The organism is Curvivirga sp., assembly GCF_965219885.1.
Lineage (GTDB): Bacteria > Pseudomonadota > Alphaproteobacteria > UBA8366 > Aestuariispiraceae > Curvivirga.
Window position 1 is genome coordinate 1704593 of sequence record NZ_CBDCOT010000009.1, and the last position, 13221, is coordinate 1717813.

The window sequence follows — 13221 nt, forward strand, 5'->3', positions numbered from 1 at the left end:
CTGTTGGTCGGCTCGTTTGTCATTTATCTATTATGACGCTTTTACCTATTACGATCCGATATAGATACAATATGGGCATCACTCATGTTTTTTCAAGGGCTAAAATAAGGCAAAAATGTGGCAATCGCCAAAATTGTATCTTCTACAGGATACTCGGAGATTATCTTAAAAGATAGAGCAGTTCCTCTAAATCACGTGGAAGTGAAGAGGAAAACTGGACTTCTGCACCAGTTACAGGATGTTGAAAACCCAGTGTTTTTGCATGTAGTGCTTGTCTGTTGAAATTTTGTAAAAAGTCTTTCGCCTCATTTGACAGAACGGAATTACGTGCTTTTGTCACTTTTCCATACACAGGGTCCCCCATTAAAGGATGGCCTATGGATGTCATATGGACACGAATTTGATGTGTGCGACCTGTTTCCAATTCACATTCTATCAAACTAGCTGCACCCGCATGGAGGGGTTTTATTGTCTTGTAATGGGTGATTGCATGTTTTCCGGCTGGTGCAGAAACAATAGCCATACGTTTCCGGTCAACTGGATGGCGGCCTATATTACCCTCTATTGATCCGGAGGTAGGGGCAGGTAATCCCCATACGATCAACTGATATTGGCGGGTTAGGTTGTGAGCCGCGAATTGTTCTGAAAGGCCTTGGTGGGCTTGATCAGATTTGGCGATAACTAACAACCCACTGGTGTCTTTATCGATACGATGTACGATGCCGGGGCGCTTAACGCCACCAATGCCGGATAAACTATCACCGCAATGATGCATCAGGGCATTTACAAGTGTGCCTGAAGTGTTGCCGGGTGCAGGGTGAACGACCATCCCTGCGGGTTTATTAACAACCAATAAATGTTCATCTTCAAACACAATGTCCAACGGAATATCTTCCGGTTGCACATCCAGATCTTCAGCGGGAGGGACTTTGACGATTATGCGATCTCCCGGTTTGACCCGCCTTGCGGGGTCCGTTAAGGTGCTGTCGTTCAAGGTGACCATTTTGCCATAAATCAAGGATTGGACACGACTTCTTGAGAGGTCTTCCACTTGGCTGGCAATATACTGGTCCAGGCGCTGACGTTGCTTCTTTGGGATGTCGCCGTCAGGCAATGTAAATTCAAAAATTTCGGATGTTTCGCTCATAGAAGGGGCTATACATCATTGGATAGAAAAAGGCGAGGTCTTTTCATGCAGGCTATACGTACTGTTGTCATCTTTATGAGTTTCTTACTGGTTACCGGGATTGGTGTTCTTTTTTACGGTATCATGAATGATTGGCACAAGAAAAATGACCAAGCCGATGTTGTAGATCCTGTCGCAATTCCTTCTATTCCGTCTCTTAACGCGGTCAGTTCTATAGAACCAATTTTGTCTTTAGAAGCTTTTGGTGATTGGGAAGTTCCATTGCCTGCAGGAGCTGTAATCCGTGATATGGAAAGTAAGAATGGAATGCTGTTTTTACGTTATGTCTCTGGTGGTCGTGGCGGTGTGATCGTTTTGGACCTATCAACAAAAACCCATTTGGGTACAATCAAATTTAAATAATATTTAAAAATATAACGGAGCAGGGAAGATGAATTTCGCATCTGATAATTCTGTGGGGGCTAACCCTGAAATCATTCAGCATTTGCTAACCATTAATGATGGCGGTTTACCTTCTTATGGGGATGACGAAATTACACAGCGTGTAAAAGATAAACTGTCAGAAATTTTTGAACGTAAGGTGGCCGTATTTCCTGTTGCAACAGGGACGGCAGCGAATGTGATTAGTTTATCTGCGATGACGCCTTCATATGGTTCTATTCTTTGTCACAGTGAATCCCATATTCAATTGGATGAATGTAATGCGCCTGAAATGTTTACGGATGGTGCCAAGCTGATCTCTATTGCAGGTGAAAATGGCAAGATGACTGCGAAATCTGTGCAAGATTATCTGGATATGGGATGGAAAGGTGTCGTGCATCATGCCCAACCTTCGGCGATTTCTATCACACAAGCCACTGAATCTGGTACGGTTTATCAGTTGGATGAAATTAAGGCCTTAACAACCGTCGCGAAACAGGTTGATATGAAGGTACATATGGATGGCGCGCGCTTTACCAATGCATTACGCACATTAGGCTGTAGTCCAGCTGAAATGACTTGGAAGGCAGGTGTGGATGTATTGTCTTTCGGGGCTACTAAGAACGGCTGTTTGAATGTGGAGGCAATCGTGGTGTTTGATCCGGATTCTGATATCGCAAAGCAGATGCCTTTTCGTCGTAAACGTGGCGGACATCTATTTTCCAAGATGCGGTATCTTTCAGCTCAACTTGAAGCATATCTGGAAAATGATCTCTGGATTAAAAATGCAGATTATGCAAATGACATGGCAAAACAGATTTCCGATGCTGTTGAAGCCAATCCAAGTTTGGATGTTATTTTTCCTGTTGAAGCAAATATAGTATTTTCAAGAATGACCGCAGAGCAGGCACAGAAATTATATGATCAAGGGTTCTATTTTTATGATTTTCCCGCGGCGGGAAAGGATGCCTATCGTATGGTGACTTCTTGGATAACAAAGCAGGAAGATATTTCTAAATTGGTAGCTGCGATTGCGGAAATTTAAGGAAAAACACTAGGAAATGCAGAAAGTGAAATAAAAATGACATTTTTTGCATTTTTCCTCTTGCAAGGGGCGGCGGAAGCAGATAGAAACCACCCCGTCGCAAGGAACACTTTGTGATCGAAAATATGTCCCCTTCGTCTAGAGGCCTAGGACACCGCCCTTTCACGGCGGCAACACGGGTTCGAATCCCGTAGGGGATGCCAATTTAAAACCGCTCGCAGAAATGCTTGAGCGGTTTTTTTATTATCTGAACTTTGATTTTAATCCCAAAGTAAAAAGCCCGACATGAATGCCGAGCTTTCTTATTTGAGCGATGGGGGGCGCAGAATTAATCTGCTAAAGTACCACAAGCTTTAATTAAATTTAAAATCTGATTTCGAATATCTTCATTGGGTATTGCATCAATTTGCTTTGCTAAAGCAATGGTGCGATTACGTAACGCTTCTACGCCTTGACCGCTACCTGAATCTTGATCTTCGAAATAATAAGAAATGTCTGTATCTAATGCTTTGGCAATTTCCCAAAGGCGGCTGGCACTAATACGGTTGGTGCCTTTTTCGTATTTTTGGACCTGTTGGAAACTAACACCTAGAATCTGAGCAAGCTTTTCCTGGCTGTAATTTTTTGCTGCACGCGCAATACGTACTTTATGTCCCACTTGTACATCAATTGGATGTGGCATGAATATCCCTCATAACATTAGCCCTGCCATCTTAGGTAGTTGATGACAGTTTTATAACTTTAATAATGCCGGAGGAATAACCAACGGGTCGCTGCAAGAGGCTTATCCAAAAGCTGCGATTGATTGATCATCAATCTAGACAGCTTAAATGACGTTGACAACAAAAATCTAGTTCTAGGTGTGGAAAAATATAGGAACAACTTAAAACTGACCATTTGGTTAATAATTTTTACACCTTATAGTATAATTAGCAATTATTGATTATCCTGATGTTTGATTTTTTACAGCAAAATTGTGGTGTTATGATAAGGTTTTTGTTGAGTTAGCTAAAAACCGTCGCAAGTTGTTGAGCAGAATGTTGAGTTAACATCACATAAACGGTTAAACATTGACATGTATTAAATCCATAGTAGAATTATGGTTTATATGTAACGTGGCAGTATTTGTGTTAGAAACATTGATGTTTCTTTCGCACATATTTGGGGGGTGGAGAATGTCATGTTTTCAAACCTACCTCTTAAACGTCAAATTCAATCTATCAGTACTATCGCACTTATCGGTTTTGTAGTCATCGGCGCCGTTGTTCTTATTGGTTTGCTTCAACAAGAAGAAGTCGAATATGAAGTGCAGCATGAGGCAACCACACTCACGATAACTGAAGAAATTAAATACTATTTTTTAAATGCGCGTAGGGCTGAGAAAGACTTTTTAGCACGCTTAGATATGAAATATGTGGATCGTCATGCCGCTATTGCCAATGATATTCATGTAATGAGCGAAGAATTAATTAGTTTGGTACGTGACTCCGAAACAGATACGGGTCTAGTAAATGTACTTGATACGAAATTTAAAGAATATGAAGTTGTGTTTGCGAATGTCGCAGGGCTTTGGCAGGAAATTGGTTTGAATGAAAAAGAAGGGCTTCGTGGTGCATTACGAGGGGCAGTACATAAAGTTGAAGAAAAGTTAAAAACTTTTGATGAAGCGGAATTAACGGTCATCATGTTAATGATGAGACGGCATGAAAAGGATTTCTTATTAAGGTTAGCGGATAAATATATTCCTCGTATGGATAAAAGGAAGTCAGAGTTTTATGAGTTACTGTCTCAATCTTCGATTTCTGAAAGTGATCAGAACGAAATCAAAAAACTGATGGAACAATATCATGCGAATTTTAAGAGTTTGGCAGAAAAGCGCCTGGAAGTTGTTGCCGCAACTAAACAGTTGAGTTCTAAATTCGCTGAGTCACAACCTGTTTTCAGTGAATTGGAAGAACATGTAATTAAGGAATATGAGGATAAGATACGCCAGATGCATGACTTGGCTTTCTTTATTGAAACTCTATCGGTATCAGTCATTATTGTGACAACATTAATTGTGTTTGTTTTAGCTTCGATGATTGCGCGTGGCATCACAGGACCTGTTCAGCAAGTCACTGATATCATGCAGGGGCTATCTGAAGGAAGTTTGGATATTGAGGTTCCATCATTGAAGCGCAAAGATGAAGTTGGTGCAATGATGGAAAGTTTGGCAATCTTTAAAAGCAAACTTGTTGAAAATAAGAAGTTCACTGATCAAGCAAATGCAGAGCAAAAAGAAAAACAGTTAAAAGCGGAAAAAGCGGCTGAACGTACGGCATCATTTAAAAATGAAATCGATCAATCATTAGATCAAGTGAATGATGCAGTAGTTTCAATGAATAGCACTTCCACAGAGTTATCAGGATCAGCTGCACAAACGGACAATCAATCTAAAGCAGTTGCCGCTATTTCTGAAACGGCAACTGGCAATGTGCAAATGGTTTCAGCCGCGGCAGAAGAACTTGGCAGTTCTATCACAGAGATTAGCTCTCAAGTTAGTCGCGCGTCAGATGTGGCGCAACAAGCTGTGACACAGGTTGAAGAAACAAATCGGAATGTCACTGGTTTAGCCGAAGCAGCTCAACGCATTGGTGACGTGGTCGGTTTGATTACGGATATTGCTGAACAAACAAATTTACTGGCCCTCAATGCAACTATTGAGGCGGCGAGAGCTGGTGAGGCAGGCAAAGGATTTGCTGTAGTAGCAAGTGAAGTGAAAAGCCTTGCACAACAAACATCCAACGCTACGGATGAAATCAGCGCCCAAATTACCAATGTGCAATCGGAAACGCAAAATGCTGTTACTTCTATTAGTAGTATCGGTGAAATCATAGAGCAAATTAGTCAGATTTCCGCAGGTATCGCATCTGCTGTTGAGGAGCAACTGGCTGCAACACAAGAAATTGCAAGAAATATTGAGCAAGCATCTTCCGGCGTGCAAGAGATTGATAGCAATATTGTTCAGGTGGCAGGTGCCGCAGGTGATACGGGCGATGCAGCGGCCAAAGTTCAGGATATGGCCAATCTTCTAAAAGATCAGGCCGCTAAACTGGATGAACATATCCGTGGATATCTGTCGGACATGGAAGTTATTGGGTCATAAAATGATTAAGGCCGGAATAAAATCCGGCCTTGATTATCTTTGATGAACTTAGTTAATCTTGTCAAATTCATCATCTGGCAAGCGATTAACGCCATCCAGAATATCCAGACTAATGGCACGAGATAGCCCATCTACATCATTATCTTCAATGGCTTTCATAGCCGCTTGATGTTGATCTTCAACGGTCCCCAATCCTTTGCTTCGCATCGCCATTTTTAGAAATGGACCGATTTGAAGCCAAAGACTTTCGATCAGTGGCATGATGATTTGAGACGGACCATATTGATAAAGGGTGAAATGGAACTCCATATTCTTAATCAAATATGTCTCTACATCATTACGTAAAATAGCTTGATCGATTTCTTTATCTAATTCACGAAGTTCTGTGAGGCGGTCGGCTGTGATATGTTCCATAGCACGCCGTGCTGCCAATGCTTCCATTGCAACACGTGCATCGGCCAATTCACGATACTTCTCCGCAGTCATTTTAGGAACCGTTACGCGACGGTTCGGTAATAGTTCTAACGCGCGTTCGGCAACGAGGCGACGTAATGCCTCACGTACCGGCATTGGGCTTGTGCCTAATTCTTCCGCGAGCCCACGAATGGTAATGGCTTTACCAGGCTCAAAATTCCCAAGCATGATGTCAAGTCTAAGTTGTTGATAGACTTTTTCCTGTAGGGTTAGATGTTCAGGTGTATCCTGAGTTGAATTATCGATCTCTGAACTCATAATCTCTTTTTTTCGAATCACTTAAATTTAGCTGTGATCACAAATTGAGACATGCTTCGCGAATTGTCAATTCCTAGGCCTGAATTTCTGCGGTTTTTTTCGGTTTTCTAGATTCACGCCATGCGATATAGCTGGCACTGAAGGCAATGACGATCCCACCGACAATGGTATAGAAGTCAGGTTCCTCGGCAAATAGAAGCCAACCTAAAATAGCCAGCCAGATAAGGCGGGTATAATCCATTGGCATGACAACATGTGTATCACCCAGTCGCAAGCTTTCAGTCATGGCATATTGCGCTATTGTGCCAAGCAAGCCGATACCAAGTAACCATAACCATCCTTCAGCACTTGGCCAGCTCCAGACAAATAAAGCAGGAATAAGGGTTAGTGGGGTCATCATAATTGTCATGTAGAAGGTGATGGTTAAGCTACTTTCTGTGCGAGACAATAGTTTAATAACCATTAGGGCGCCGGCCCATAAAACAGAAGCAATAATGACTAAAATTGAACCAGTATCAATTTCGACCATTCCCGGGCGCAAGATGATCAAGGCGCCGATAAAGCCTATAATAATCGCAAACCAACGATGATATCCGACTTGTTCTTTAAACATTAGGATAGCTAGAACGGTTGCGAAAATAGGTCCAAGGAAGCTAAGCGCTGTGACATCGGCTAGAGGTGCCACAGCTAGTGCTGTGAAATATAATGTCATTGCGCCTGAATTAAGAATGGCGCGCCATAATAACATACCCGGGCGTTTTGTTTTTAGGGGCGTTAGGCCATGTTTGAAAAGTAGTGGTACCAATACAAACATACCAAAGAAATTTCTGAAGAAGACGACGACTAAAACATCTACATCATGAGATGCAACGCGTATCATGGCATGCATGGCAGAAAACAAAAGAACAGCTACCAACATCCAGATCATACCAGTGATGTTTTCAGATAAATTATGCTTTGTAGATATCATAAAGGCAGCCTTCCCAATCAGTTAGAAAGATAACCTACGGTAAATCTGGGATGGTGCAAGTTACATTTTCTTGTCATGCGAAAATATTCTCAACTCTTTCCGATTATTCTCATTGCTAAGGGGAATGCCAATGGATACAAATTATGCAGCTTGAAATTAATCAATAAAATGGGGAACGAAATGTCTGTTTCTATCTATCACAATCCGCGTTGTTCCAAATCCCGTGAAACTTTGGTTTTATTGGAAGAGCATGGCATCGAAGCTGATATCATTGAATATTTGAAATCTACACCTTCTGTGGATGAGTTAAAAAGCCTTGCCGAAAAACTTGGTGTTGGCCCGCGTCAAATGATGCGTTCTAAAGAAGCCGAATATAAAGAACAAAGCTTGGCAGAAGCAGATGATGAAGCTTTGTTTTCTGCGATGGCTGCAACACCAAAATTGATTGAGCGTCCGATTGTTGTGAATGGTGATAAAGCGCGTATTGGTCGCCCACCAGAAACTGTGATGGAATTATTCTAGGCGACTTTAATCAATGGTTTCTTTGAGGAAAGATATTATGTCTGATCCGGTTTTAATGTCTGTGAAAGATCATGTGGCAACAGTGATATTAAATCGTCCGGATGAGTTAAATGCATTTTCCGATCCGGTGATGATTGATGCTTTCCTTGAAACGTTAGATAAAATTCAAGTCAATCCAGATATTCGTGCAGTTGTTTTAACCGGGGCTGGTCGGGCGTTTTCTGCTGGTGGTAATGTGAAGCATATGCGCGATAAGATGGATATGTTTGCAGGCAGTGCAGAAGATATTCGTCAAGCCTATCTGGATGGTATTTTACGTGTACCACCGCGCTTTTACAACTTGGATATCCCGGTTATTGCTGCTGTAAACGGCCCTGCATTTGGAGCTGCGTTAGATTTGGTCTGCATGTGCGATATTCGCCTTGCAGCACCAGAGGCAAGTTTTGGTGCGCCATTTGTAAAGATCGGTATTGCCCTGGGGATGGGGCGGCTTGGTTCTTACCACGAATTATAGGGCAAAGTAACGCTGCTGAAATGCTGTTAACGGCTGAGCCGGTTAAGGCGGAAAAAGCCCTGGAAATAGGGCTTGTTGGACGCATTATTCCGCAAGAAGATCTCGTCGACGAGGCTATTAAGCTTGCTGAGAAGATTGCTGAAAATGCACCTTTAGCTGTACGGGAAACTAAAAAGCTTCTGCGTGAAGGACAATTTACTAAGCTGGAACCTCATCTCGAAGCCTGTGCAGCTGCACAAGGTAAGCTTCATTGCACAGAAGATCATGTGGAAGCGATTAATGCTTTCTTTGAAAAACGAACTGGCAATTTTAAGAACAAATAATTATTTATCTGTAATAGATGTATATCTCTTGTAAATCTCGATAAATGCACCATCCTGACGTAGTTTGGGGATGATTTTGTCGAAATCTTCTTTCAGTTTTTTATTTTCTGGTTTTTTACTGTAAGCAATATAAACATTCGAAATGTTAATTGGAGGGGTTAAAAATCTGAGCTGATCAGCTACACCCTTTTGTCTAGCAATGTATGATGTGGAGTATTTTAATCCAGCGATTAATTTAACACGTTTATGAACTAGTAATTTTACTAAGTCCTCATTCGAATTTGCGTAATGAAGGTCTTTAAGCAATCTACTTTTGATTGCCTCATTCATTCTTTGGCCGTAGTTCAATGTTGGATGAATACCAATAGAGAAATTGCTTAGTTGATCAAGATTCCCGTCATAAGCTAATTGTTCTTCTATCAATGTAAAAAAGTAACTACCATCCTGCCCAATATACTCTTTAGAGAAATTAAAAATTTCTTCGCGTTCAGGGCTTTTGAGCATGAAAGAGAAATTACTATCTCCCCGTTCCAGCACCTTTTGAACGCGTGCCCATGGGCGCAGGGTTACATTGATTTTATAGCCACTTTCCTTGCTTAACAGGTCAATTAGATCTTTATTTAAGCCTTTATAAATACCATCTTCTTTGTAAAAATATGGTGCAAGCTCAGTTGTTGTATATATGACTTCTTGCTTATTTTTTGAATAACAGGGGGCGGAAGTTATCATGCTGACTGAGATCAGAGTTAGGAACCATAATTTAGCTTTTGATCTGAGCATCAGTGTTTTCCTCTAAGGATGTTTATTGATATATTAGCCTTATTATAAGATTTGAAGAAATAGTTTTTTGTTATTATGGGGTGGGATTTTTCACTCCCTAACTTGGATATTAAAATGAAGACAGCTGTAATTGTGATTGATGTTCAACATGCCTTATTTGAAGCGGATGAAGGGCCGTTTGAAAGAGAAGAGGTGATTGAGCGTATTAATACGCTTACTTCGAAGGCTAGAAATCTAGATGTGCCAGTTATTATGGTGCAACACGAAAGAGAAGATACTGTGGTTGCTTATCAGTCGGCTGGATGGCAACTTTATTCAGAACTCGATACGAAGCCAACTGATGTTATTGTACGAAAGCAAACGCCGGATTCTTTCCACGAAACAGATCTTGCTGATGTTTTGAAGAAGAATAGCGTTACAGACCTCATTGTCTGTGGTTATGCGACCGAATTTTGTGTAGATACAACAGTACGTCGTGCTGCCGCATTGGGGTATGATGTACAATTGGTTGCGGATGCACATACAACACATGATAAAGATCATCTAAATGGAGGGATGATCAGGGGGCATCATAATGCAACTTTGCCTAATGCTACCAGTTTTAGCGGAAATATTGAAGCTGTTGAAGCTATTTCAGTTCGTTTTGGGTGAGAAAGCATCATAGATGATGGTGCCGAAGGTCCCATCTTCACGCATCTCTTGAAGGGCAGTATCAATCGCGTCGGAAACCTGTCGCATGTCGCGTTTTTTCGTGAAGGCGTTATAGACATTCGCATTGCTTAAATTAGGCGTGACAGCTTCTATTGTGTTTGTGAAGCCATTTTTCTCAATGACACTGTCAATCACATAGCTGGCTCCAACAATCAGATCGACTCTTTTTCCTGCGAGTAAGGAAACAAGATTATTGTGGTTATTCGCCCGTTCGATATCTTTAAATGTTCCTGCGGCAAGGGCTTCGTCAAATTTCTTACCGTAACTGATTTTGTTTACAACGCCGATTTTCAATAAAGAAATTTTATTAAAATCCCCATCGTAACTGATGGCGCTGTCAGAATGTTTAAAAAAACGCACCGTTATTGGAAAGATTGGCTTCTGAGAAAATGTATAGATTTGCTCCCGTTCCGGGTTTTTATACATATTCGTAAAATCAGCGTCACCATTTTCAATCATCTTTAAAACACGGGCCCAAGGCCTAAATTCGATCTTTAGATCATAGCCAGCACGTGTGCTAGCCTCTTGAAGAAGGTCAAGCTTAAAGCCCTTCTTCTCGCCATTCTCAAGATATTGATAAGGTGGGAATTCAGGAACCACTAAAGTCAAGCTTTCTGCCGCATGTGCAGGTAAGGAGGAAGCTACATAGATTCCGGCAGAAAAGAACGTCTGTATGCATGCTTTTTTGAATCTTGATGCGAATCTCAATAGTGAGCCCTTTATATGTTTGTTTCTTGGGAAGATAACTTAAAAAAGGTAAGGAATCAAATAAATCATTTGTCTGTTTGCGACAGGAAAATGACGCACAAAAACAAAGATTTGTGAAGTTTTTGTGAATATCTGTTCTGCTATGTCGTTTTGTCGTTAGGAAGGTAAAAAAAGTCGCGAGATTTAATTTTCTATCTGTTTTTTCTGCTTAATCTCGCAGACAATGAAAAGAGACTACTAGAAAAATATTCTTTTCAGTACAAAATTTTTACTTATGGGAAAAGGTACGTCACTATGGCGAAATCTGATATTGATATTGCGCGCGAAGCGAAGATGATTCCAATCACAGAGGTTGGGGCTAAATTGGACATTCCAGCTGATGCGTTGCGCCAGTATGGTCCAGACAAAGCAAAGGTTAGCTTTGAATTCTTGGAATCCATCAAAGACCGTCAAGATGGTAAATTGATCTTGGTAACAGCGATCTCTCCGACACCAGCGGGTGAAGGTAAAACAACTACAACAGTTGGTTTGGGCGATGGCTTAAGCGCAATTGGCAAAAAAGCTATCATGGCATTGCGTGAGCCTTCTTTGGGCCCTTGTTTTGGTGTTAAAGGTGGTGCTGCTGGTGGTGGTTACGCTCAGGTTGTTCCAATGGAAGACATCAACTTACATTTCACAGGTGACTTCCACGCAATCGGCGCAGCACACAACTTGCTTTCTGCTTTGATTGACAACCACATCTACTGGGGCAATGAGCTTGGTTTTGATGAGCGTCGTGTTGCATGGCGTCGTGTTGTTGACATGAACGACCGCGCTTTGCGTGACATCGTTGTATCCTTGGGTGGTGTATCTAACGGTTTCCCACGTCAAACAGGTTTTGACATTACAGTGGCTTCCGAAGTTATGGCGATCTTCTGCTTGGCAAATGATCTTGATGACTTAGAAGACCGTCTTGGCAAAATCGTTGTTGGTTACACACGTGACCGTAAAGCGATTTATGCACGTGACCTGAACGCACAAGGCCCAATGACTGTATTGTTGAAAGATGCGTTGATGCCTAACTTGGTTCAAACATTGGAAAACAACCCGGCATTCATCCACGGTGGTCCTTTTGCAAATATCGCACATGGTTGTAACTCTGTTTCCGCAACAAAAGCTGCGTTGAAATTGGCTGACTATGTTGTAACAGAAGCTGGTTTCGGTGCTGACCTAGGTGCTGAGAAATTCTTCGACATTAAATGTCGTAAAGCTGGCTTGAACCCAGAAGCAGTTGTAATCGTATGTACAATTCGTGCGATGAAAATGCATGGTGGCGTTGCGAAATCCGATTTGGCTGGTGAGAATGTAGAAGCTGTTAAAGCAGGCTTGGAAAACTTGGGCCGTCACATTCGTAACGTTGGTCAGTTCGGTGTACCTGCTGTTGTTGCGATTAACCGTTTCGTACTTGATACAGATGCAGAAGTTGCAGCTGTTCAAGAATATGCGAAAGAGTTGGGTGTAGAGGCAATCATTGCTAACCACTGGGCTGAAGGTTCCAATGGTACAAAAGAATTGGCTGAAAAAGTTGTTGAATTGGTTGAAGGTGGCACTGCACAGTTCCGTACTTTGTACAATGACGACATGCCATTGTTTGACAAAATCAACACTGTTGCACGTAACATCTATGGTGCTGACGAAGCTGTTGCAGACAAAAAAGTTCGCGATCAGTTGAAGCAGTGGGAAGATGAAGGTTACGGTGACTTGCCAGTATGTATGGCGAAGACACAATACTCCTTCTCCACAGATCCTGCGCTTTTAGGTGCGCCATCTGGTCACGTAGTACCTGTTCGTGAAGTTCGCTTGTCTGCAGGCGCTGGCTTCATCGTTGCAGTTTGTGGTGCGATCATGACAATGCCTGGTCTACCACGTGTTCCTGCTGCGAACTCCATCCACTTGGATGACGAAGGTCTGGTACAAGGCTTGTTCTAAGTTTCAGAACAGCTTTAAGACTGAAAACATTTTGTTTTGGAAAGCCGCTGGAGAGAAATCTCCAGCGGTTTTTTTATGCGCCGAAAATCGGAAAATTGGATTTCTACATTAGAACTATTCTAATATTTTTATTGATAATTAATCGCAATATTTATTGACTTTGCGAGTCATTCGCAATAAACCAAATTCATTGATTTACTGCTTAGTATCTTTGAGGGGATCATCTTAAATAAGAT

12 protein-coding genes, 1 tRNA gene and 1 pseudogene are annotated in these 13221 nt (G+C 41.7%); 8 read left to right on the forward strand and 6 right to left on the reverse strand.

Features of this window, described 5'->3' with window-relative positions; translation table 11 throughout:
- Window positions 1-160: 160 nt before the first annotated feature.
- Complete coding sequence (locus ACOQOA_RS13520; RefSeq protein ID WP_420549147.1) at window positions 161-1147, reverse strand: RluA family pseudouridine synthase; 987 nt, start codon at window positions 1145-1147, stop codon at window positions 161-163.
- Window positions 1148-1192: 45 nt separating this feature from the next.
- On the opposite strand from ACOQOA_RS13520, the gene ACOQOA_RS13525 reads away from it, so the two are divergent.
- From ACOQOA_RS13525 to ACOQOA_RS13535, 3 genes are all read left to right on the forward strand, one after another.
- Complete coding sequence (locus tag ACOQOA_RS13525; RefSeq protein ID WP_420549148.1) at window positions 1193-1549, forward strand: hypothetical protein; 357 nt, start codon at window positions 1193-1195, stop codon at window positions 1547-1549.
- Between the two features lie 28 nt (window positions 1550-1577).
- Window positions 1578-2612, forward strand: coding sequence for a threonine aldolase family protein (locus ACOQOA_RS13530; protein ID WP_420549149.1), 1035 nt, complete (start codon window positions 1578-1580; stop codon window positions 2610-2612).
- A gap of 127 nt (window positions 2613-2739) precedes the next feature.
- Window positions 2740-2815 (forward strand) — tRNA-Glu (locus ACOQOA_RS13535).
- Between the two features lie 125 nt (window positions 2816-2940).
- Here the strand turns inward: ACOQOA_RS13535 and ACOQOA_RS13540 are convergent.
- On the reverse strand, window positions 2941-3294 hold the full coding sequence (locus ACOQOA_RS13540; RefSeq protein WP_155154744.1) for a helix-turn-helix domain-containing protein: 354 nt from the start codon (window positions 3292-3294) through the stop codon (window positions 2941-2943).
- Between the two features lie 498 nt (window positions 3295-3792).
- Here ACOQOA_RS13540 and ACOQOA_RS13545 point away from each other — a divergent pair, with 498 nt between their 5' ends.
- On the forward strand, window positions 3793-5757 hold the full coding sequence (locus tag ACOQOA_RS13545) for a methyl-accepting chemotaxis protein (protein WP_420549150.1): 1965 nt from the start codon (window positions 3793-3795) through the stop codon (window positions 5755-5757).
- A 48-nt stretch (window positions 5758-5805) separates the two neighbouring features.
- Here the strand turns inward: ACOQOA_RS13545 and ACOQOA_RS13550 are convergent, their stop codons facing one another.
- Together ACOQOA_RS13550 and ACOQOA_RS13555 are read right to left on the reverse strand one after the other, a co-directional pair.
- Window positions 5806-6489, reverse strand: a complete 684-nt coding sequence (locus tag ACOQOA_RS13550) for a GntR family transcriptional regulator (protein WP_420549151.1) — start codon at window positions 6487-6489, stop codon at window positions 5806-5808.
- 73 nt (window positions 6490-6562) lie between these two features.
- Window positions 6563-7459 carry a DMT family transporter gene (locus tag ACOQOA_RS13555; protein ID WP_420549152.1) on the reverse strand — a complete coding sequence of 299 codons (897 nt, stop codon included), beginning with the start codon at window positions 7457-7459 and terminating at the stop codon, window positions 6563-6565.
- 180 nt (window positions 7460-7639) lie between these two features.
- On the opposite strand from ACOQOA_RS13555, the gene arsC reads away from it, so the two are divergent.
- On the forward strand, window positions 7640-7981 hold the full coding sequence (arsC, locus tag ACOQOA_RS13560; RefSeq protein WP_420549153.1) for an arsenate reductase (glutaredoxin): 342 nt from the start codon (window positions 7640-7642) through the stop codon (window positions 7979-7981).
- A gap of 55 nt (window positions 7982-8036) precedes the next feature.
- Window positions 8037-8818: pseudogene (locus tag ACOQOA_RS13565) on the forward strand (enoyl-CoA hydratase-related protein).
- On the opposite strand, the gene ACOQOA_RS13570 reads toward ACOQOA_RS13565, so the two are convergent.
- Entirely contained in the window at window positions 8819-9598 is a 780-nt protein-coding gene (locus ACOQOA_RS13570) for a substrate-binding periplasmic protein (protein WP_420549154.1), read from the reverse strand.
- Window positions 9599-9712: 114 nt separating this feature from the next.
- Here ACOQOA_RS13570 and ACOQOA_RS13575 point away from each other — a divergent pair, with 114 nt between their 5' ends.
- Window positions 9713-10249, forward strand: a complete 537-nt coding sequence (locus ACOQOA_RS13575) for a cysteine hydrolase family protein (protein ID WP_420549155.1) — start codon at window positions 9713-9715, stop codon at window positions 10247-10249.
- Here ACOQOA_RS13575 and ACOQOA_RS13580 read toward each other — a convergent pair.
- The gene (locus ACOQOA_RS13580) at window positions 10232-11017 is read right to left on the reverse strand and encodes a substrate-binding periplasmic protein (protein ID WP_420549156.1); all 786 of its coding nucleotides are present in this window, start codon (window positions 11015-11017) and stop codon (window positions 10232-10234) included. The genes ACOQOA_RS13575 and ACOQOA_RS13580 overlap by 18 nt on opposite strands.
- A gap of 294 nt (window positions 11018-11311) precedes the next feature.
- Here ACOQOA_RS13580 and ACOQOA_RS13585 point away from each other — a divergent pair, with 294 nt between their 5' ends.
- A complete protein-coding gene (locus tag ACOQOA_RS13585) occupies window positions 11312-12985 on the forward strand; it encodes a formate--tetrahydrofolate ligase (protein WP_420549157.1) in 1674 nt (557 codons plus the stop codon).
- Window positions 12986-13221: the final 236 nt, after the last annotated feature.